Origin of the sequence: Microvirga sp. GCM10011540 (genome assembly GCF_042650665.1) — a bacterium.
Taxonomy (GTDB): Bacteria; Pseudomonadota; Alphaproteobacteria; order Rhizobiales; family Beijerinckiaceae; genus Microvirga; species Microvirga lenta.
This window is the reverse complement of the sequence record NZ_JBHSBQ010000040.1, coordinates 19287-39001: the sequence shown is the minus strand read 5'-3', so window position 1 is coordinate 39001 and position 19715 is coordinate 19287. Positions and strand designations below refer to the sequence as shown.

Below are 19715 nucleotides of genomic sequence, written 5' to 3'. Positions count from 1 at the left end.
TCGATACGCGGGAGTTACTGGCAGGCTTCGCAGGTGGGGTCGTCGATGGAGCAGGCCATCGGCGCGGCGGCCGGAACCTCGATGGGCCGGGGTGCGGATGCGAGTGGCGCGACCGAGACCGCGTTGAGCTTTCCGTCCGTGCCCTTGAGGGTGGATTTCTCCACATGCGTCGCGCCCATGGAGCGCAGGTAATAGGTGGTCTTGAGCCCGCGCTTCCAGGCCAGCCGGTAGAGTGCGTCGAGCTTCCGGCCGCTCGGATTGGCGATGTAGAGGTTGAGCGACTGCGCCTGGTCGATCCATTTCTGGCGCCGCGCCGCCGCCTCGATCAGCCAGGACGAGTCGATCTCGAAGGCCGTGGCATAGAGTGCCTTCAGGTCGTCCGGAACCCGGTCGATGTTCCCCAGGCTGCCGTCGAAATACTTGAGGTCGCTGATCATGACCTCATCCCACAGCCCGCGCGCCTTCAGGTCGCGCACAAGGGCCGGGTTCACCACCGTGAAGTCGCCGGACATGTTCGCCTTCACGTAGAGGTTCCGGTAGGCGGGCTCGATGGACTGCGCCACGCCGCAGATGTTGGAGATCGTCGCGGTCGGCGCGATAGCCATGACGTTGGAGTTGCGCATGCCCACGCTGCACACCCGTTCGCGCAGGGCGCTCCAGTCGAGGGTCGAGGAGCGGTCGAGGTCGAGCCCGCCCCGGGCCTCGGCGAGAAGCTCCACCGAGTCGATGGGCAGAATCCCCCTGCTCCAGAGTGAGCCGTCGAAGGTGGGATAGCGCCCGCGCTCGGCAGCGAGATCGGACGAGGCCGAGATCGCGTAATAGCTGATCGCCTCCATGCTTGTATCGGCGAAGCGCACCGCCTCGTCGGACGCGATGGCGATGCGCAGATGCTGGAGCGCATCCTGGAAGCCCATGAGGCCCAGGCCCACCGGCCGGTGGCGCAGGTTGGAGCGGCGCGCCTCGGGGATCGTGTAGAAGTTGATGTCGATCACGTTGTCGAGCATCCGCACCGCGGTGCGGACCGTGCGCTCCAGCCGCGGCAGATCGAGGCCGTTCTCGCCGAGATGATTGGCGAGGTTGATGGAGCCGAGATTGCACACGGCCACCTCGTCGTCGGAGGTGTTGAGGGTGATTTCCGTGCAGAGGTTGGACGAGTGGACGACGCCCGCATGGCCCTGCGGCGAGCGGATGTTGCACGGGTCCTTGAACGTGATCCAGGGATGCCCGGTCTCGAACAGCATGGTCAGCATGCGCCGCCAGAGATCGGCCGCGCGCAGGCGCTTGAACACCTTGATCTCGCCGCGCTCGGCCTTCGCCTCGTAGGCCTCGTAGGCCGCCGCGAAAGCGGGGCCGTAGAGATCGTGCAGATCCGGCGCCTCGTCCGGCGAGAACAGGGTCCATTCGCCGTTGGCCTCCACCCGCTGCATGAACAGGTCCGGCACCCAGTTGGCCGTGTTCATGTCGTGGGTGCGGCGACGGTCGTCGCCGGTGTTCTTGCGAAGGTCGAGGAACTCCTCGATGTCGATGTGCCAGGTTTCCAGATAGGCGCAGACTGCACCCTTTCGCTTACCGCCCTGGTTCACCGCAATCGCGGTGTCGTTCGCCACCTTCAGGAACGGCACCACGCCTTGCGACTCGCCGTTGGTGCCCTTGATGTGGGCGCCCAGGCCCCGCACGCGGGTCCAGTCGTTGCCGAGGCCGCCGGAATACTTGGCGAGCAGCGCGTTGTCCTTGACCGACTTGAAGATGCCGTCGAGATCGTCGGGCACGCTCGTCAGGAAGCAGGACGAAAGCTGCGGCCGCAGCGTGCCGGAATTGAACAGGGTCGGCGTGGAGCACATGAAGTCGAAGGTCGAGAGCAGGTCGTAGAACTCGATCGCCCTCGCCTCCCGGTCGATCTCGCGAAGCGCCAGCCCCATGGCGACGCGCATGAAGAAGGCCTGCGGCAGCTCGAAGCGGATCCCCTTCGTCTGCAGGAAATAGCGGTCGTAGAGGGTCTGCAGGCCCAGGAACTGGAAGTTCAGGTCCCGCTCCGGCTTCAGGGCCGCGCCGAGACGCGCGAGGTCGAAGCGCGCCAGCTCGGGATCGAGCAGCTGGACCTCGATGCCCTTGCGGACGAAGGCCGCGAAATACTCGCCGTAGCGCTCGCCCATCTCGGTCTGCCGGGCCTGCTCGGCGCGGCCATGGACGAAGCTCAGGGCCTCCCGGCGCAGCATGTCGAGGAGGAGGCGCGCGCTCACCTGGCTGTAATTGGGCTCGGTCTCGATCAGGGTGCGCGCCGCGAGGATCGGCGCCAGGGCGAGTTCGTCGATGGCGATGCCGTCATAGAGATTGCGCTGGGTCTCCGCCAGGATGCGCTCTGCCGACACGTCGGCGAGGCCGGCGCAGGCCTCCTCCACCACGCGGGTCAGGCGCGCGGCGTCGAGGGGGACGAGCTGCCCGTCCTCGGTCTTGACCCGAAGGCTCGCCTGCACGGACGGCGCGGCCTGCACCTCCGTGGCGCGGGCCTTCGCCCGCTCCTCCCGGTAGAGCACGTAGGCGCGGGCGACCTTGTGGTGCTCGCCGCGCATGAGGGCCAGTTCCACCTGGTCCTGGACCTCCTCGATGTGGAAGGCGCGACCGTGATCGCCGNCCGGGTCAGCCCCTCCACGATCTCGTGGATGCGCCGGGACGCGGCGGCGGAACTGCCTTCGACGGCCAGGAACGCCTTGGTCAGGGCGACGGCGATCTTGGACGGATCGAACGGCGTCACGGCGCCGTTGCGGCGGATGACCCGGTAGCCGGGCTCGGCGCTCACAGCCGCATGGGCGGCCGATGTGACGGGCAGCGGCGACCCGGCGACGGTTTCGGAATGAAGAAGAGACATCGGCAAACCCCATGTTGTTGGGGGCTTGGGCCGAGGAACGCGCAGGCCTGAGGAACGGCAGACGAAACCCGCCACGACAGGTGAGCGATCCAACGGGGCACCCCGCCCGAGGAACGTGATCGACTGTCGAATGCAGGTCTCCTGGCTCGCGGATCATCGCCTTCGCCAGCCTTCCCAGTGACCTTGATCACCAGTGGCGTGTTCGACGAAGGCTCGCCGCTTACAGTTGCGGGGGCAGCATCGGCCTTGCCTGACGGCGCACCGATTTCCCTCTTCGCTTCGGATAGCGAATCCGAAGACATTCGACAGCTACATATGGTGGGAAGAGGCCTCTGCGCGTCAATAGATTGTGGAGCTTGTCCACCACGCAATCGGCAGCATCGTTAACGGGTCGTTCTCAGGCGAGAAGGCCGCGCCTGGACCCAAGCGCGGCCGTTCCGGTGCTTCAATGCGGAACCGTCGATCCGCCGCTCAATCGCCGAACAGGAAAGGTTCGTCGTCCGTGCACCGGTAGACCGGGCATTGCGGCGTGTCCTGGGCAGGAACCCAGGCAGCCTCGATGAACTCGTTGATCTGGCAGAAGCTGCGGTCGCGGACGTAGCGGTCGTAGGTGTTGGCGCCGGTGCTCAGCACCACGGCGCCGCTCGCGAAGACGGTCTGCTGGATCTGGCCGCACGGCATCCGCGGCGTGAAGGGCCGTGGCTGCGCCTGGACTGCGCTTGCGGATGCCATCACGGCCAGGGCGAGGACGAACTTCTTCATGGTGATCCCAAATCGGATGATGCGAAACGTCAGGCATGTGCCTGTCATGGCAACGCATCAGCCCCCGCTTTGTTACGGACCTCCTCCGTCAGAGCATCGCCTGCAGCCTATGGGCCATTTCCACGGCGGCGGCGTAGTCCGTCTTGCCGGAACCGAGCACGGGAATGCCGGCGACGAGGATCGACTTCGGCACCCACAATTCGGGAAAGCCCTGCTCCCTGGCGTGGGCGAGAAGCGCGTCCCGGTCGGCATCCGGCTTGTCCGTGATCAGGACGATCTGCTCGCCCTTGCGGGGATCCGGCAGGGCGACGACCACATGGTTGCAGTCGGGCCAGAGCCTCTGGGTCATCGCCTCGATGGCCGCGAGCGAGATCATCTCGCCGCCGATCTTCGCGAAGCGCTTGGCCCGGCCGCGGATGGTGACCAGCCCGTCGTCGAGGGTCACGATGTCGCCCGTATCGTGCCAGCCCTCCGGAGGCGGAGCGACGCCGCCCGGCGCCTGCGGATCGAGATAGCCCTTCATGACGTTGGGGCCGCGCACATGGAGACGTCCGCCCTCGTGAATGCCCTCGACGGGATCGAGACGCCATTCGAGGCCCGGCAGGATGGGACCGGCCGATCCCGGGCGGTTCCGGTCGGGCAGGCTCACGGCGATGACCGGCGAGCATTCGGTGGCGCCATAGCCCTCCAGGATCACGGTGCCGTGGCGGCTCCAGAGCCTGCGCGTCTCCTCCTTCACGCGCTCGGCGCCCGCGATCACGTAGCGGACGGTCGCGAGATCGTTCTCGCCGGCGGCGCGGGCATAACCCTGCAGGAAGGTGTCGGTGGCGAGCATGATCGTGGCCCGCGTTCCCGCCACGAGCTTCGGGATCTGCCGGTAATGGAGCGGGCTCGGATAGAGCACCGACTTCATGCCGTTGAGGATCGCCGTGAGCAGCCCGGCCGTCAGGCCGAAGGAATGGAAGATCGGCAGCGGGTTGAAGAACACGTCGTCCGGCGTCAGCACGTCGCCCGCATGGGCCTTCACCTGGTAGGCGTTGGCGACGAGATTGGCGTTCGACAGCACGACGCCCTTCGGCTTGCCCTCCGATCCGGACGTGAAGAGCAGGACCCCGGCATCGTCGGGAGAAAGCCCTGCCTTGGCGTGAACCCGACGCGCCATCCAGGAATCCACGAGACCGCGCAGCTTGTCGAAACTCGTGATGGTCGCGCGCACATCCTCCAGCCAGACGATCCGCCGCCCCTCTTCGAGAGCGGAGACCACGTCGTCGAGCTTTCCCTGCTCGACGAAGCGTCGCGACGTCACGATGGTGCCGACCTCGGCCACCTCGCAGGCTGCCTTCAGGTTGACGATGCCCGCCGTGAAGTTCAGGAAGGCGGGCACCCGGCCGAAGGCGTTGAGGGCGAACAGGGTGACCGCGATGCCCTGCACGTTGGGCAGGAGCACGCCGACATGCTCGCGCGGGGCGGTGAGGCCCGCGAGCTTGCGGCCGAGCACCAGCGAAGCGAGGACGAGGCGGCCGAAGCTGATGGGCTGGCGCTCCAGGTCCTCGAGCGCGATCTTGTTGCGCCCGAACCGGTCTCGCGCATCGAGGAGCGCGCCGAACAGGGTCTTCCGGGTCGATGAGAGATCGAAATCAGCCACGGCGCCCGCTCCCAGAGTTGATTATCCCGCCGAGCCTTCCCGGATCGGCGCCTGATAGGCAAGGCCCATATCCCAGGGGAAGTAGATCCAGGTATCCTGGCTCACTTCCGTGACGAAGGTGTCGATCAGCGGCCGTCCGGCGGGCTTGGCGTATACGGCGGCGAAATGGGCGCCGGGGAGCATGTCGCGCACGATCCTGGCGGTCTTGCCGGTATCGGTGAGGTCGTCGATCACCAGCACGCCCTTGCCGGCGCCGTCGCCGAGCGCCTTGACCGAAGGCGCGATGTCCTTGAGCACCTTGAGCTCGCCCTGGTTCTTGTAGTCGTGGTAGCTGGCGATGCAGACGCTTTCGATCAGCCGCACGTCGAGCTCGCGCGCCACGATGGCGGCGGGCACGAGGCCGCCGCGCGTGATGCACACGATGGCCTCGAAGGGCCCGGCCGAGGCCAGGCGCCAGGCGAGCGCCCGGCAATCGCGGTGGAACTGATCCCAGGAGACAGGGAAGGCTTTCGGTGAGGTCGGGGACATCGGCTTGCTCTTCTCGGGCGTTTGGCTCTGTTGAACTCTCAAAGGGGCGCCCGGTCGCCCTTCAGGCGACGGAGCAGGTCGTTGACGGCCAGGGTGGCGTTCGCGACGGCGGCCGGGTCCTTGCCCCGCACCACGATCTGGTTGCGAAAACCGCCGGCGGAAAAGGACGGATAGGATCCGATCGACACGCCCTCGTGCGACGATGCGACGGCGGCGAGGCCCTCCGCGTAGTTGCCTTCGGCGAGGCCCTCCGCGTCGATGGTCTCGGCGATCATGCGGGCGCCCGTCTGGAGGGTCGGAGAGATGTTGTCGAGCATGGCCTGCATGATCGACGGCACCCCGGCCATGACGAACACGTTGCCGAGCCGGAAGCCGGGGGCTCGGGAGATCGGGTTCTCGATGAGGTCGGCGCCGTCGGGGATCCGGGCCATGCGCAGGCGGGCCTCGTTCAGCTCGTCGGGCTGGTAGCGCTCGCGCAGCATGGCGACGGCCCGGGGGTCGTGGTCGATGCCCACCCCGAAGGCCTTGGCGATGCAATCGGCCGTGATGTCGTCATGGGTGGGGCCGATGCCGCCGGTGGTGAACAGGTAGGTGTAGCGCTGCCGCAGGGCGTTGACCGCGCCCACGATCTCCTCCTCCACGTCCGGCACGATCCGGACCTCGCGCAGGTCGATGCCGATCCCGGTGAGGTACTCGGCGATATAGCCGATGTTCTTGTCCTTGGTGCGCCCGGTCAGGATCTCGTCGCCAATGACGAGAAGGGCGGCGGTAACGGAAGCGGCCATGCGGAACGATCCTTTTGAGGGCCTTTAGCGCCGGATGCGGCAATTCTCAAGCAAGCCTTCGGTTGAAGCCGGGGCTTCTCCCCTGCTACGGAGCCCCCTTTCCTTTCAATGACGGATCCCGATGCGTTTTCAAGAACCCCTGCTCGAAGGCCGCCTCATCGAGCGCTACAAGCGCTTCCTGGCCGATGTCGTCCTTGCCAGCGGCGAGCCGGTGACGGCCCATTGCGCCAATCCCGGGGCGATGATGGGGCTGAAGGAGCCGGGCAGCCGCGTCTTCCTGTCCCGGGCCCACAACCCCGCCCGCAAGCTCAAGTACAATTGGGAGTTCGTCGAGGTTCCGGCCGGCGGCGGGCCGGAGCAACTCATCGGCATCAACACCTCCCGCCCCAACCTCCTGGTGGCCGAAGCCCTGCGGGACGGACGGCTCGCCCCTTTCGCCGGCTATGACAGCGTGCGGCCGGAGGTGAAGTACGGCCGCAACAGCCGGGTCGACTTCCTGCTGGAGAAGGACGGTGAGCCGCCCTGCTATCTGGAGGTGAAGAACTGCCATCTCATGCGCGAGGCGGGCTTCGCCGAGTTTCCCGACTGCGTCGCGGCCCGCAGCGCCAAGCACCTCTACGAGCTGGCCGACATGGCCGCCTCGGGAGCCCGGGCGGCCCTGGTCTACGTGATCCAGATGGACGCGGAGCGCTTCGACGTGGCCCGCGACATCGACCCAGCCTACGACAAGGCCTTCCGCCATGCCCTCGCGGCGGGGGTCGAATCCTATGCCTATGTCTGCCGGATCAGCACGGAAGAGGTGGTCATCGACCGGCCGATCCCCATCGTGACGCCGCGCTGACCCTCGGCCGACCTCGCCCGCCGGGAGGGCCTCAGGCCTTTTCGTAGACCAGGTTGAGCCGCGTCTGGAGGATCAGCCTGTAGCCGTGGCCTTCCAGGAGCTTCGGCAGGTCGATCTGCCACTGGTCCCTTCCGTCCTCGATCACGATGAGGGAGGGATGGAGCGAGGCCGGGGCGTCGCGGAAGAAGGGATCGAGGATCAGGTCCTCGGCGCCCTCCACGTCGATCTTGACCGCGTCCACGCGATCGAAGTTCTCCCGCCGCAGGAGGTCGAGGAGCGTCACGGCCGGGACGCGCACCGCATTCGACTGGCTCGAACCCACGATCTTGACGCTGGATTCGCCCTTGTTCCGGGGGTCGAGGAACAGGGTCAGCTCCCCGGTCTTGTCGGCCACGGCGCAGGCGATGGCCTTGATGGTGCCGAAGGGGTTCTGGCGGATGTTGTAGGTCAGCCGGTCGAAGATCTCGGGCTGCGGCTCCAGGGCCAGGATCCGGGCCGAGCGTCCGGCCCGGGCCGCCACGAAGAGCGCGTAGCCCCCCACATTGGCGCCCACGTCCACGAAAGCGAAGCCCTCCTTGATCCGGGTCTCGAGCAGGGCGAGCTCCTGGGGATCGAAGAACTGCGGGGTGAACAGAATGCGCTTCTCGCAGACGTTGTTGTAGGGATAAAGCCGCATCCGGGCGCCCAGGGTCTCCACGTCCAGGGGCGCGCCCCTCAGGGACCGGACCGCGAGGCGGCGCAGGAGAAAGGCGAGGCGGCGGGCGGCCCAGCCGCCGGACAGGGCGCGGGTGCGCTCGATGGCCCAGCGGGTGAAGCCCGAGGGCGCATAGGTGCCGAAGGGGCGAGGATCGTTCATTTCCCGTAACCTGACGCCGGACGACCGGCTGGATTGGGGCTGCTCATGACACCCTTGCGGCCCAATCGCAAGCCGGCCCCATCGTCACCCGGTCCGGGTGCGGTCGCAGAACCCGTGCCGTCGGCCCATGCCGCCACCCATGTCTTTGCTTGCGTCGCGCGCGCCAATCCCTACATTCGCCTTAACTCAAGGATCGACGATGACTGACACCGACGTGATGGAACGCAAGCGGGCCTCCGAGATTCCGCTTCATGGCCCGGAGGCGTTCGAGGCTATGCGGCGGGTGGGCCGCATGACCGCCGAATGCCTCGACCTGCTGGCCGAGCACGCCAAGCCCGGCGTGACCACGGACGCCCTCGACAGGCTGGCCTTCGAGTTCATCCGGGACAACGGCGCCTATCCGGCCTGCCTGCACTATCGCGGCTACACCAAGACCATCTGCACCTCGATCAACCATGTGGTCTGCCACGGCATTCCCAACGACAAGCCCCTGCGGGACGGCGATATCGTCAATATCGACGTGACCCTCATCCTCGACGGGTGGCACGGGGATTCGAGCCGCATGTACTATATCGGCGACGTGCCCCGCCGGGCGCAGCGCCTGTGCGAGATCACCTATGAGTGCCTGATGCGCGGCATCGCGGTCGTGAAGCCGGGCGCCACCACCAACGATATCGGCGCCGCCATCCAGACTTACGCCGAAGCCGAGCGCTGCTCGGTGGTGCGCGACTTCTGCGGCCACGGCCTCGGCCGGGTGTTCCACGATTCGCCGACGATCCTCCATTACGTGGAGCCGGCCTATAACGTGGAGCTGAAGCCCGGCATGCTCTTCACCATCGAGCCGATGATCAATCTCGGCCGCCCCCAGGTGAAGGTGCTCTCCGACGGCTGGACCGCCGTGACCCGCGACCGGTCCCTCTCGGCCCAGTTCGAGCACACGGTGGGCGTGACCGAGACCGGCGTCGAGGTCTTCACCTTCTCGCCCAAAGGCTACGACAAGCCTCCGTTCGGCGTGGCGCAATGAACCTCAAGGCCGTGGCCCAGCCGCGGCCTTTCTCACCAGAAGTGTCGAACCAGCAGCACGGAGTAGGCGGCTCTCACCTGTGCTCCCCCATGCCTTGACACATGCTCCTGCCCGGCCCCAAAAGCTACATTGTTTCGAAGCGGCGGAGCAATCGCGGAATCTGCCCTTCTGAAAGGTGAAGCCCTATCGGACGAGCCAAGGGTGCGGGCAGGCATGAGCGACGACGGGTCTCCCCATTATCACGGCCATCGCGACCGGCTGCGCGCCCGCTTCCTCCAAGTAGGCGGCGATGCCCTGCCGGATTACGAACTTTTGGAACTCGTCCTGTTCCGTCTCATTCCCCGCCGGGACGTGAAACCCATCGCCAAGGAACTCTTAAGGCGCTTCGGCACCTTCGCGGAGGTTCTGGCCGCCCCGTCCGCCCGGCTGATGGAGGTGGATGGGATCGGCGCGAATGTCGTGACCGACCTGAAGGTGATCGAGGCCGCCGCCCGGCGGCTGGTGAAGGGGGACGTGGCCAAGCGCCAGGTCCTGTCCTCCTGGACCTCGGTGATCGACTATTGCCGGGCCGCCATGGCCTTCATGGACAAGGAGCAGTTCCGGCTGCTCTTCCTCGACAAGCGCAACGGCCTCATCGCCGATGAGGTGCAGCAATCGGGCACGGTCGACCACACGCCCGTCTATCCCCGCGAGGTGGTGAAGCGCGCCCTCGAACTCTCCGCCTCGGCTTTGATCCTCGTCCACAACCACCCTTCCGGGGACCCGACCCCCTCGCCGGCCGACATCAAGATGACCCGCGAGATCATGGAGGTCGCCAAGCCCCTCGGCATCACCGTCCACGACCACATCATTGTCGGACGGGAGGGCCATGCGAGCCTGAAGGGCCTCAAGCTGATCTAGCGGTAGGCCCGGTAGGCGCCGTCGCGCAGCACGGGCGCGCAGGCGCTGATGCCCGATTCCAGGGCCATTTCGACATCGCTGCCGAAACCGCCGTCGATCAGTTCCCGGCCGGACATCGAAGCCCGGATCAGGCGCGGGAGGTCCGCTCCCACGGCGCGGTAGGCTGCCCGGGCGATCTCGGCTTCGGCCGAAAGCGAGCCGTCCAGATGATGGAGGATGGCGCCCGCGCCCAGCAGGTCCTCGACGGCCGGACGCACGCTGCCGTCCGGCCAGAGTTCACCCGCCGGCACCACGCCGATGGCGCCCTCGCCCGCGACGATCCGAGCCGCCCGCGCGACGGCGGCGGCATTCCGCAGACAACCGGCCAGAACCGGCGTCCCGCCGCAGGACAGCGACAGGCGTGAGCCGTTGGGCGACGGGAGCATCAGGCGCATCCCGTCCGGAACCGTCGCAAGGCTGGCCGGCGACAGGCTGAACTGACCGCCCGCTGTGCGCCGGGGCTGGGCCAGCACCGCCCCGAGCCGTTCGGCCTCGCGCTGCGCGGCCTCCCGCTCGCCGTAGGGAAACGGATAGACCATCGCCCCTTTCGAGACCGCAACGTCGACCGCAGTCGAAAAAGACAGGACATCCACGATCACCACGGCCGCCACCCGGCCGAGCAGGGCCTCGATCCCGGACAAGCCCCATTCGCAGAAGACGTATGTCATGCGTGGACGATGGCTGAAGGCATCCGTGCCTCCGTTGAATACTCAGAGCAGCGTGTCGATGCCCGACAGGATCGCGTAGACGAAGCCGAGGCTCAAGGTGAGGCCGACGCTGCCGATGACGAGGCCGCCCAGCACCACGAGGCCGTCGCGCTCCACGAGGCCCAGGCCCACGAGGCACACGGCGAGGCCGAGCGGGATCTGACCGACGAAGGGCGGCGCGAAGAGAAGGCCCAGCGCCAGGATCAGGATGACGGCTCCCATGAGGCGCATGGCGATGGGCGTGTCGAGAAAGGTCATGCGCGGGCGGGAGACGCGCTCGAGACGGCGGAACGCGGGCATGGCGCGGCCGACGGCCCGCTCCACGTCGGTCTGGGCGATGGAGCGGTTGAGAAGCGTGCTCGGCAGCCATGGCGTCGGACGGCCGAAGAGGATCTGGATCGCCACGAGAGCCAGCAGCAGGCCGCAGACCAGGGGGATCGGCGGCGGCATGGGAAGGCAGTTCGGCAACCCGAGCAGAACCACCAGAAGGGCGAACGCCCGATCCTGGAGCACGGCCATGATGTCTCGGACCGTCAGACGCTCGCCCGGCTGGGATGCGAGCGCGGCCAGGATCTGGGAGGTACGCGCGTTGGAGAACAAGGAGCCCCGGCAAGTTCAAGGACGCTCAAGAGAGGCTTCTCTACCCGAGTTGCGTGCCGGGGCCAAGCCCGGCTTGGTGCCGCCGAGGGCCGCATACCCCTTAATGGAGCGTGAGTTCGCCCTCGACCGCCCGGAACTCCGCCGGCCTGATCAGGCGGGCGTGGGTCACCGTGACGGAATGAAGCGGTCCGGCCAGTTCCCGCTGCCAGAAATCCAGGAATTCCAGAAGGATCGGGAAGTCCGGGGCGAGATCGTAATCCTGCCAGATGTAGGTCTGCAGGAGCGCGGGGTGATCGGGCAGACGGTAGAGGATGTTGGCGGTGGTCAGCCCGTAGCCTTCGAGCTGACGGATGAAATCCTTCGACGCCATGCGGCCTCCTTCCAGCAGGCCGGACTGTCCCTCAGGGCCTCCGGCCGGACAATCGGGGCGAGGATCGCCCATGCTCAAGGTTAAGTCGCCAGCGTTGTCCCCAGTTCCCGCCCGCCGCCTGACCATGCTGACGGCACGCTCCCGGCAAGTAACGATGACCGTGAAGACTTTCCCGACGACTATTGAGAGTTTTCCTGGGTCACGGTATTGCGTTCGTCATTGGCTGGGTGGACGACAATGAAAAAGTATAGGGGCCTGTTCGGACGCTGGGTGCTTGCGGGCACCATGGTCATGGCGGTTTCCGCCTGTGCGGGTTCGGTCGACAACACGCCGATCAACGGCCCCATCGCGGCGGCCGCCGACCAGAGCGGCTGGCCCCTCGGCCCTGAGCAGTTCGGTTCGACCGTGGTCGGCATCGCGTTCTCCGGCGGCGGCATGCGGGCCTCGGCCTTCTCCTACGGCGTCCTGAACGAACTCGACCGCTACGAGATGACGACGGAGCGCGGCCAGAACCGCCTGACGGACATGGTCGACCTCGTGACCGGCGTGTCCGGCGGCTCGGTGACGGCCGCGTATTTCGGCCTCAAGGGCCGCGAGGGGCTCCCGGATTTCCGCACCCGTTTCCTGGAGCGCAATGCCGAGCAGGGCTTCGACACGGAGGTCTCCCTGGGCAACGTCCTGCGCATCGTGGAGGACGGTGGCGTCAACGACCGCTCCAAATTCCCCCGCTGGCTCGACGACAACCTGTTCGACGGCGCCACCTACGCGGATCTCTTCGCCCGCGGGCGTCCCCTGGTCTGGATCGCCGCGTCCGACATCTACAGCCGCGTGCCCTTCGTGTTCGAGCCGATCACGTTCAACGTGCTGTGCAGCGACCTGAGCAAGGTGCGCCTGTCGGAGGCGGTCGCCGCATCGGCGGCCGTGCCGGGCCTCTTCATTCCGATGAACGTCGAGAATTTCGGCGCGACCTGCGGCGGTAAGGTCCCGCAATGGTACCAGCGCGGCATCGCCGACCCGACCGCCCCCGCAACCTTGAAGGCCAGCGCCGCCGCGGTGATGCGCTACCGCAGCGATCCGGAAAAATACCGCTACGTGAAGCTCCTCGACGGCGGCCTCACGGACAATTTCGGCATCCATTCGCTGGCCGTCGCCCGCACCAACCGGGACCGGCCCTACATGCCGATGACCGCCGAGCAGGCCGTGCGGGTCAAGCGCTTCCTGTTCCTCGTCGTCGATGCGGGCCGCGATCCGGCCGGCAACTGGCCCCGCAACCTCGCCTCCCCGTCCGGCTTCGAACTCGCCGGGGTCGTGACCGACGCGGCCATCGATTCCGGCGTCTACAAGGGCTACGACTACTTCACGACCATCATGCGCGACTGGCAGGACGACCTGCGGCGCTGGCGCTGCTCCCTGTCCAGCGCGGAGGTGGTGAAGCTGCGCGGCACGCTCGCCGGCTGGAACTGCGCCGACGTCACCTTCACCGTCGGGCGCGTCTCCTTCGAGGATGCGGGCCCCGAGCTCAAGGCGCGGCTCGACAAGGTCCCGACCCGGTTCAAGCTCGACCTGCAGACCCTCGACACCGTCATCAGCGCCGGCGAGACGGCCTTGCGCAACAATGCGATCTTCCGTTCATTTATCAGGAAGGGGCCGAGGCGGGCGCTGACCGCCTCGGTGGACACGGGCAAGAGCAGAGCCGAGTAAGGGACCCGGCAGGGAGGATCACCGCGAATGCGCTTCGCCTTCGCCGGAATCGATTTCCTCGGAGACGTCTTCGAGGCTCTGCTGGCCAAGGGCTGGGAGCCGGTCAAACTCTTCAGCCGCCCCTGCGACGGCATCTACGATTTCAACGAGGTCACCATCGCCCGCGCCCGCAGCTACCGGGTGCCGATCCAGATGGCGCGGATCTCCCTGGCGGATCTGGCGAGCCTCAGGGCCATGCGCTGCCAGGCGCTGGTCGTGGCCGGATATCCCTGGCTCGTCAAAGGCTGGGAGCCGTATCTGCCCTACGCGCTGAACTTCCACCCCTCGCCCCTTCCGGTCGGGCGCGGCCCCTATCCGCTGTTCCAGGCGATCCTCGAGGACCGGGAGGAATGGGGCGTGACCGCCCATGTGCTGGAGCCGTCCTTCGATACGGGCGCCATCATCGCGCAGGAGCGGTTTCCCCTGTCCCCGAACGAGAACCACGACCTCCTCCTCGCCCGGTGCCAGATGGCGGCCAGGCGCATCGCCGGCTCCCTCGCGGAGGAGTTGCCCCGGCTCTGGGCGGAGGCGAAGCCGCAGGGCGAGGGCTCCTACTGGCCGCGCATGACCCAGGCCGAGCGCACCCTCGACTGGACGAAGAGCGTGCGCGAGGTCCTGCGGACGATGCGCACCTTCGGGTCCATCGAGACCTTCGCCAAGGTGGATTCCCGGTTCATCTACGTCTGGGAGGGCGGCGGCTGGGAGGAGCGGCACGGCTACAAGCCCGGCACCCTCGTCCACAGGCACCGGAGGCACCTGGTCGTCGCCGTGAGCGACGGGTTCGTCCAGCTCACCGGGTGGAGCCCCTACGCGCCCAAGGGGCAGCGCTCGGGCCGGGATTAAAGCTCGTGGTAGAGCCGGTTCTGATAAACCAGGGCCGGCTGCGTCTCCCCGATCCGGATGGCGACGATCTCGCCGATGATCACGTGGTGGGTGGCCACGATCCGCGCCTCGCTCAGACGGCAGTCGAAGGACACGAGGCTCGTGCCCAGGGCGGGAGCGCCGGTCGCGAGGGTTTCCCAGCGCCCGCGGGAGAACCGGTCCTGGCCGTGAAGATCGGCCCGCCCCGCGAAGATGTCCGCGACCTCCCGGTCGGCGGCGCCCAGGGTGTTGACGCAGAAGACCCCGTTGGCGAGCAGCGACTGGCCGGAGCGGCCCTCGGTGTTGACGCAGACCAGCAGGGAGGCGGGACTGTCGGTGACGGGCGTGACCGCGGTCGCGGTAAAGCCCGCGCGGCCCGCGGGCCCGTCGGTCGTGACCACGTGCACGGCCGCGGCCACGTGGCTCATGCCCTCCCGGAAGAGGACGGAATCGAGGCCGGAGGCACCGGTGGCGGAGTCGGGGAAGGGCTGCTTTTTCAACATCTGGATCCGGACAAGCCTCTTCCACCCTTTTTGGCCGAGCACAAGGTCATAGGAGGCATATGGTCTTCGCTGCCTATTTTGAAAGCGGCCCCTGACGCTAGTTTGGACTCCGGGTCCATTCGTGGAGCTGATAGGAAACTTAACAGAACGTTGTCGAACGGAATCCCGTTTGCTAGAGACACCTCACCTTAGGTCCGGCTTGGCCTCGACCACGCATCGTGCTTTGCTGGCCTTCACCAACAATGACCCCATCCAGAGGGGCAAGGGTAGGACATGGAAATCTTTGTGCAGCAGCTCATCAACGGGCTGACGCTGGGGTCGATCTACGGCCTCATCGCCATCGGTTACACGATGGTCTTCGGCATCATCGGCATGGTGAACTTCGCCCACGGCGACGTCTTCATGCTCTCCGCCTTCATCGCGCTCATCTTCTTCGTGATCCTGACCACCTGGCTCGGGATCTCGTCGGTGGTGCTGGCCCTGTTCATCGTGCTCCTCATCGCGATGGCGCTGACCTCGCTGTGGGGCTGGACCGTGGAACGGATCGCCTACCGGCCCCTGCGCGGCTCCTTCCGCCTGGCGCCGCTGATCTCGGCCATCGGCGTGTCGATCTTCCTGTCGAACTTCGTTCAGGTGGCCCAGGGCGCCCGCAACAAGCCGACGCCCCCCATGGTCGGCGAGGTGATCGTGCTGTTCCAGGGCGAGAGCGGCTACAACGTGGCCCTCTCCTACAAGCAGATCATCATCATGGTCTCGACGGCCGTTCTGCTGTCGATCTTCTGGTACATCGTGCAGAAGACCTCCCTCGGCCGGGCCCAGCGCGCCTGCGAGCAGGACCGCAAGATGGCGGCGCTGCTCGGCATCAACGTGGACCGGACGATCTCCCTCACCTTCGTCATCGGCGCCGCCCTCGCGGCCGTCGCCGGCACCATGTATCTGCTGTATTATGGCGTCGTGAGCTTCAGCGACGGCTTCGTTCCCGGCGTGAAGGCCTTCACCGCGGCGGTTCTGGGCGGCATCGGCTCCCTGCCGGGCGCGGTTCTCGGCGGCCTGATCATCGGTCTCATCGAGACCTTCTGGTCGGCCTATTTTTCGATCGAGTACAAGGACGTGGCGGCCTTCTCCATTCTGGCCATCGTCCTGATCTTCATGCCCTCCGGCATTCTCGGACGGCCTGAGGTCGAGAAGGTTTAAGGAGCCCGCAGCCCATGAACGCTCCTTCCATCACCACGAGCTCGGCGCGAAGCCCGGCCGTTCCCACGCGCTTCGACCTCGCGGCGGCCCTCAAGGATTCCGCGAAGAGCGCCCTGATCGCCTTCGGCCTGTCGATCCCGATCGTCGCCTACCGCACCGACCAGAGCGGCGCGGACCTGTTCCTGAACCCGCGCTGGGACATGGTGGCGATCTTCTGCGCCATCGTCTTCGGCCTCCGCCTGGCGCAGCACGCCTTCATGGCGTCCCGGGCCGCCCGCGAGGCCGTCCCGAGCCCCACCCAGGCGACGGAGCTGGTCCATGCGGAGCCGAGCGCCTTCCAGAAGGCCTCCCGCTTCGGCATTCCCTTCTTTCTCGGGGTCGCCCTCGCCTTCCCGATCCTGATCTACCTGATCCAGGGCGGCCTGAACGAATCCCGCTACTGGGTCGATCTGGGCATCCTGATCCTCACCTACGTGATGCTCGGCTGGGGCCTGAACATCGTGGTGGGCCTCGCCGGTCTTCTGGACCTGGGCTATGTGGCCTTCTACGCGGTCGGCGCCTATTCCTACGCCCTGCTCTCGACCACGTTCGGGCTGTCGTTCTGGATCTGCCTCCCGCTGGCGGGCATTCTCGCCGCCTTCTGGGGCATCGTCCTGGGCTTCCCGGTGCTGCGCCTGCGCGGCGACTACCTCGCCATCGTGACCCTCGCCTTCGGCGAGATCATCCGCCTCGTCCTCATCAACTGGGTGGACCTGACGAATGGCGGCGCCGGCATCTCCTCGATCCCGCGCGCGACCTTCTTCGGCATCCCGTTCACGGCGGGAGAAGGCGGTTTCGCTGACACCTTCGGGCTCGAGTTCAACGGTATGCACAGGATGATCTTCCTGTACTACCTGATCCTGGCCCTGGCGCTGCTGACCAACTTCGTGACGATGCGCCTGCGCAAGCTGCCCGTCGGCCGCGCCTGGGAAGCCCTGCGCGAGGACGAGATCGCCTGCCGGTCTCTGGGCATCAACACCACGAACACCAAGCTGACGGCCTTCGCCATCGGCGCCATGTTCGGCGGCTTCGCCGGATCGTTCTTCGCGGTCCGTCAGGGCTTCATCTCGCCGGAAAGCTTCAACTTCCTGGAATCCGCAATCATCCTGGCCATCGTGGTCATGGGCGGCATGGGTTCCCAGATCGGCGTCGCCATCGCGGCCATCGTGCTCGTGGGCGGGCCGGAGGTGCTGCGTAACCTGACCTTCCTCCAGGCCGTCTTCGGTTCGGGCTTCGACCCGAACGAGTACCGCCTCCTGCTCTTCGGCGCCGGCATGGTGGCCATGATGGTGTGGCGTCCGCGCGGCCTCATCTCGGAGCGTCAACCCTCGGTGATCTTGAAAGAGCGCAAGGCGATTTCCGGCTCGCTCGTGAAGGAAGGACACGGCTAATGCGCTGGCTTCAGGACCCCATCCTCGACGTTCAGCATCTCACGATGCGCTTCGGCGGCCTCGTCGCCATCAACGACCTCTCCTTCAAGGCCGGGCGCGGCGACATCACCGCGCTCATCGGCCCCAACGGCGCCGGTAAGACCACGGTCTTCAACTGCATCACCGGCTTCTACAAGCCGACGGAGGGCATGATCGCGCTCCGCAAGCCGGACGGTTCGCACCTGCTCCTCGAGAGGCTTCCGGGCTACGACATCAACTGGAAGGCCAAGGTCGCCCGCACCTTCCAGAACATCCGCCTGTTCTCGGGCATGACCGTGCTTGAGAACCTGCTGGTGGCGCAGCACAACCCGCTGATGATCGCCTCCGGCTTCACCTTCCTCGGCGTGCTCGGCCTCGGCCGCTACCGCGATGCCGAGAAGGAGGCCATCGAGCGGGCGAAGTTCTGGCTGGAAAAGACCCGTCTCACCCACAGGGCCGACGACCCGGCCGGCGACCTGCCCTACGGCGACCAGCGCCGCCTGGAGATCGCCCGCGCCATGTGCACGGACCCGCTCCTGCTCTGCCTCGACGAGCCGGCGGCGGGCCTCAACCCGCGTGAATCCCTCGAGCTGAACGAGCTTCTCCTGTCGATCCGCAAGGATCACGGCACCTCGATCCTGCTCATCGAGCACGACATGTCGGTGGTGATGGAGATCTCCGATCACGTGGTGGTGCTCGATTACGGCACCAAGATCTCGGACGGCACGCCGGCCCAGGTCAGGGACGATCCGAAGGTGATCGCCGCCTATCTCGGCGTCGACGATTCGGAAGTGGAACAGGTGGAAGCGGAGATCGGCGCATGAGCACCGCTGGAGCACAGACACACCGCCAGCCCGGCGCGAGCCCGGCCGCGGGCCGCCAGCCGCTTCTCAGCGTGCGCGGCGTGAAGACCTATTACGGCAACATCATCGCCCTCAAGGGCGTGGACATGGACGTCCACGAAGGCGAGATCGTCACCCTGATCGGGGCCAACGGCGCCGGCAAGTCGACGCTGATGATGACGATCTTCGGCAACCCGCGGGCCCGCGAGGGCACGATCACCTATGCGGGCCGGGACATCACCAAGATGCCGACCCACGAGATCGCGCAGCTCTCGATCGCCCAGTCCCCGGAGGGACGGCGCATCTTCCCGCGCATGACCGTGTACGAGAACCTGCAGATGGGCGCCTCGATCAACGGCTTCGCCCATTTCGACCAGGATCTGGAGCGGGTCTGCACCCTGTTCCCGCGCCTGAAGGAGCGCCTGCAGCAGCGCGGCGGCACCCTGTCGGGCGGCGAGCAGCAGATGTTGGCCATCGCCAGGGCGCTCATGAGCCGCCCGAAGCTCCTCCTCCTGGACGAGCCGTCCTTGGGCCTCGCCCCCCTGATCGTGAAGCAGATCTTCACGATCATCAAGGAGCTCAACGAGCAGGACGGCATGACCGTGTTCCTGGTGGAGCAGAACGCCTATCACGCCCTCAAGCTTGCCCATCGCGGATATGTGATGGTGACGGGCAACATCACCATGAGCGGGACCGGCAAGGAGCTGCTGGAGGATCCGCAGGTCCGGGCGGCCTATCTCGAGGGAGGGCATCACTGATGCAGGGCATTCTCTACGAAGAGCCGTCCTTCTGGCTCTTCCTTCTCATCACCGTGATCATGGGCGGCTGGGCCGCCTGGATGACCGGCCGGGCCATCGCCATCACCTGGCGGCCCTACTGGAACCTCATCCTCTATCTGCTGATCCTGGGGGCGGCGGTCCGGTTCATCCACTTCGCCCTATTCGGCGGCACACTCCTGTCGGTGCATTACTATGCGGTCGACACCATCGTGCTCCTGATCATCGGCAGCCTCGGCTTCCAGTACTACCGGGCCAGGCAGATGACATCACAATATCGTTGGCTCTACGAGCGGACCGGCCCGTTCAGCTGGCGGGAAAAGGCCTCTCATACGAAGGGCTAAGCCCGAGAATTTCCGGCGTGACTTCCGCTCAAAAAGAAGCATGATGTCACCCGGAAGGCGGGCCCAGGCCCGTCGAAGCCGGCC

The 19715-nt window shown here is 66.6% G+C and carries 19 protein-coding genes, 1 pseudogene and 1 riboswitch; of the genes and pseudogenes, 10 read left to right on the top strand and 10 right to left on the bottom strand.

Annotation, left to right across the window (positions count from 1 at the left end; translation table 11 throughout):
* Positions 1-14: 14 nt before the first annotated feature.
* From ACFOYU_RS14040 to ACFOYU_RS14020, 5 genes and pseudogenes are all read right to left on the bottom strand, one after another.
* Positions 15-2866, bottom strand: a pseudogene (locus ACFOYU_RS14040) (ribonucleoside-diphosphate reductase subunit alpha).
* A gap of 113 nt (positions 2867-2979) precedes the next feature.
* Positions 2980-3185, bottom strand: a riboswitch (cobalamin riboswitch).
* 152 nt (positions 3186-3337) lie between these two features.
* Complete coding sequence (locus ACFOYU_RS14035) at positions 3338-3676, bottom strand: hypothetical protein (protein WP_377034073.1); 339 nt, start codon at positions 3674-3676, stop codon at positions 3338-3340.
* Between the two features lie 40 nt (positions 3677-3716).
* Positions 3717-5273 (bottom strand): AMP-binding protein, encoded by a 1557-nt coding sequence (locus ACFOYU_RS14030; protein WP_377034072.1) that lies wholly within the window; start codon positions 5271-5273, stop codon positions 3717-3719.
* A gap of 21 nt (positions 5274-5294) precedes the next feature.
* Complete coding sequence (gene gpt, locus ACFOYU_RS14025) at positions 5295-5801, bottom strand: xanthine phosphoribosyltransferase (protein ID WP_377034071.1); 507 nt, start codon at positions 5799-5801, stop codon at positions 5295-5297.
* A 38-nt stretch (positions 5802-5839) separates the two neighbouring features.
* Positions 5840-6586, bottom strand: a complete 747-nt coding sequence (locus tag ACFOYU_RS14020) for a competence/damage-inducible protein A (RefSeq protein ID WP_377034070.1) — start codon at positions 6584-6586, stop codon at positions 5840-5842.
* A gap of 121 nt (positions 6587-6707) precedes the next feature.
* Between ACFOYU_RS14020 and sfsA the strand changes: the two genes are divergently transcribed.
* Complete coding sequence (gene sfsA / locus ACFOYU_RS14015; protein ID WP_377034069.1) at positions 6708-7427, top strand: DNA/RNA nuclease SfsA; 720 nt, start codon at positions 6708-6710, stop codon at positions 7425-7427.
* 31 nt (positions 7428-7458) lie between these two features.
* Here sfsA and ACFOYU_RS14010 read toward each other — a convergent pair whose 3' ends face one another.
* Positions 7459-8283, bottom strand: coding sequence for an FkbM family methyltransferase (locus ACFOYU_RS14010; RefSeq protein WP_226741638.1), 825 nt, complete (start codon positions 8281-8283; stop codon positions 7459-7461).
* Positions 8284-8482: 199 nt separating this feature from the next.
* On the opposite strand from ACFOYU_RS14010, the gene map reads away from it, so the two are divergent.
* Positions 8483-9307: a type I methionyl aminopeptidase gene (gene map, locus ACFOYU_RS14005; protein WP_377034068.1), complete on the top strand. Its 825-nt coding sequence runs from the start codon at positions 8483-8485 to the stop codon at positions 9305-9307.
* A gap of 213 nt (positions 9308-9520) precedes the next feature.
* Entirely contained in the window at positions 9521-10207 is a 687-nt protein-coding gene (gene radC, locus ACFOYU_RS14000) for a DNA repair protein RadC (RefSeq protein WP_377034067.1), read from the top strand.
* Here radC and ACFOYU_RS13995 read toward each other — a convergent pair.
* The 3 genes from ACFOYU_RS13995 to ACFOYU_RS13985 all read right to left on the bottom strand — a co-directional run bounded on the left by ACFOYU_RS13995 (position 10204) and on the right by ACFOYU_RS13985 (position 11923).
* Positions 10204-10914, bottom strand: coding sequence for a 2-phosphosulfolactate phosphatase (locus tag ACFOYU_RS13995; protein WP_377034066.1), 711 nt, complete (start codon positions 10912-10914; stop codon positions 10204-10206). The two genes, radC and ACFOYU_RS13995, sit on opposite strands and share 4 nt — an antisense overlap.
* A gap of 42 nt (positions 10915-10956) precedes the next feature.
* Entirely contained in the window at positions 10957-11553 is a 597-nt protein-coding gene (locus ACFOYU_RS13990; protein ID WP_226741633.1) for an exopolysaccharide biosynthesis protein, read from the bottom strand.
* 100 nt (positions 11554-11653) lie between these two features.
* Entirely contained in the window at positions 11654-11923 is a 270-nt protein-coding gene (locus tag ACFOYU_RS13985; RefSeq protein WP_226741632.1) for an usg protein, read from the bottom strand.
* Between the two features lie 237 nt (positions 11924-12160).
* On the opposite strand from ACFOYU_RS13985, the gene ACFOYU_RS13980 reads away from it, so the two are divergent.
* Both ACFOYU_RS13980 and ACFOYU_RS13975 read left to right on the top strand, forming a co-directional pair.
* The gene (locus ACFOYU_RS13980; protein WP_377034065.1) at positions 12161-13624 is read left to right on the top strand and encodes a patatin-like phospholipase family protein; all 1464 of its coding nucleotides are present in this window, start codon (positions 12161-12163) and stop codon (positions 13622-13624) included.
* 27 nt (positions 13625-13651) lie between these two features.
* Positions 13652-14506, top strand: a complete 855-nt coding sequence (locus tag ACFOYU_RS13975; protein ID WP_377034064.1) for a methionyl-tRNA formyltransferase — start codon at positions 13652-13654, stop codon at positions 14504-14506.
* Here ACFOYU_RS13975 and ACFOYU_RS13970 read toward each other — a convergent pair.
* On the bottom strand, positions 14503-15027 hold the full coding sequence (locus ACFOYU_RS13970; protein WP_377034063.1) for a flavin reductase family protein: 525 nt from the start codon (positions 15025-15027) through the stop codon (positions 14503-14505). The genes ACFOYU_RS13975 and ACFOYU_RS13970 overlap by 4 nt on opposite strands.
* 273 nt (positions 15028-15300) lie before the next feature.
* Between ACFOYU_RS13970 and ACFOYU_RS13965 the strand changes: the two genes are divergently transcribed.
* Genes ACFOYU_RS13965 through ACFOYU_RS13945 form a run of 5 tightly spaced genes read left to right on the top strand, consistent with a single transcriptional unit; the run spans position 15301 to position 19631 of the window.
* A complete protein-coding gene (locus ACFOYU_RS13965; protein ID WP_226741628.1) occupies positions 15301-16221 on the top strand; it encodes a branched-chain amino acid ABC transporter permease in 921 nt (306 codons plus the stop codon).
* 14 nt (positions 16222-16235) lie between these two features.
* Positions 16236-17651, top strand: coding sequence for a high-affinity branched-chain amino acid ABC transporter permease LivM (gene livM / locus ACFOYU_RS13960; RefSeq protein ID WP_226741627.1), 1416 nt, complete (start codon positions 16236-16238; stop codon positions 17649-17651).
* Positions 17651-18493, top strand: coding sequence for an ABC transporter ATP-binding protein (locus ACFOYU_RS13955; protein WP_226741626.1), 843 nt, complete (start codon positions 17651-17653; stop codon positions 18491-18493). Before livM ends, ACFOYU_RS13955 begins: the two co-directional genes overlap by 1 nt.
* Positions 18490-19269, top strand: coding sequence for an ABC transporter ATP-binding protein (locus ACFOYU_RS13950; RefSeq protein WP_226741625.1), 780 nt, complete (start codon positions 18490-18492; stop codon positions 19267-19269). Before ACFOYU_RS13955 ends, ACFOYU_RS13950 begins: the two co-directional genes overlap by 4 nt.
* A complete protein-coding gene (locus ACFOYU_RS13945) occupies positions 19269-19631 on the top strand; it encodes a DUF6867 family protein (protein WP_226741624.1) in 363 nt (120 codons plus the stop codon). Before ACFOYU_RS13950 ends, ACFOYU_RS13945 begins: the two co-directional genes overlap by 1 nt.
* Positions 19632-19715: the final 84 nt, after the last annotated feature.

Coding starts and splice junctions, on each gene's coding strand:
- ACFOYU_RS13980 (WP_377034065.1), top strand. CDS start 12,161: ATGAAAAAGTATAGGGGCCTGTTCGGACGCTGGGTGCTTGCGGGCACC.
- map (WP_377034068.1), top strand. CDS start 8,483: ATGACTGACACCGACGTGATGGAACGCAAGCGGGCCTCCGAGATTCCG.
- ACFOYU_RS13975 (WP_377034064.1), top strand. CDS start 13,652: ATGCGCTTCGCCTTCGCCGGAATCGATTTCCTCGGAGACGTCTTCGAG.
- ACFOYU_RS13995 (WP_377034066.1), bottom strand. CDS start 10,914: ATGACATACGTCTTCTGCGAATGGGGCTTGTCCGGGATCGAGGCCCTG.
- sfsA (WP_377034069.1), top strand. CDS start 6,708: ATGCGTTTTCAAGAACCCCTGCTCGAAGGCCGCCTCATCGAGCGCTAC.
- radC (WP_377034067.1), top strand. CDS start 9,521: ATGAGCGACGACGGGTCTCCCCATTATCACGGCCATCGCGACCGGCTG.
- ACFOYU_RS13945 (WP_226741624.1), top strand. CDS start 19,269: ATGCAGGGCATTCTCTACGAAGAGCCGTCCTTCTGGCTCTTCCTTCTC.
- ACFOYU_RS14010 (WP_226741638.1), bottom strand. CDS start 8,283: ATGAACGATCCTCGCCCCTTCGGCACCTATGCGCCCTCGGGCTTCACC.
- ACFOYU_RS13955 (WP_226741626.1), top strand. CDS start 17,651: ATGCGCTGGCTTCAGGACCCCATCCTCGACGTTCAGCATCTCACGATG.
- ACFOYU_RS14020 (WP_377034070.1), bottom strand. CDS start 6,586: ATGGCCGCTTCCGTTACCGCCGCCCTTCTCGTCATTGGCGACGAGATC.
- ACFOYU_RS14035 (WP_377034073.1), bottom strand. CDS start 3,676: ATGACAGGCACATGCCTGACGTTTCGCATCATCCGATTTGGGATCACC.
- ACFOYU_RS13965 (WP_226741628.1), top strand. CDS start 15,301: ATGGAAATCTTTGTGCAGCAGCTCATCAACGGGCTGACGCTGGGGTCG.
- livM (WP_226741627.1), top strand. CDS start 16,236: ATGAACGCTCCTTCCATCACCACGAGCTCGGCGCGAAGCCCGGCCGTT.
- ACFOYU_RS13985 (WP_226741632.1), bottom strand. CDS start 11,923: ATGGCGTCGAAGGATTTCATCCGTCAGCTCGAAGGCTACGGGCTGACC.
- gpt (WP_377034071.1), bottom strand. CDS start 5,801: ATGTCCCCGACCTCACCGAAAGCCTTCCCTGTCTCCTGGGATCAGTTC.
- ACFOYU_RS13970 (WP_377034063.1), bottom strand. CDS start 15,027: ATGTTGAAAAAGCAGCCCTTCCCCGACTCCGCCACCGGTGCCTCCGGC.
- ACFOYU_RS13950 (WP_226741625.1), top strand. CDS start 18,490: ATGAGCACCGCTGGAGCACAGACACACCGCCAGCCCGGCGCGAGCCCG.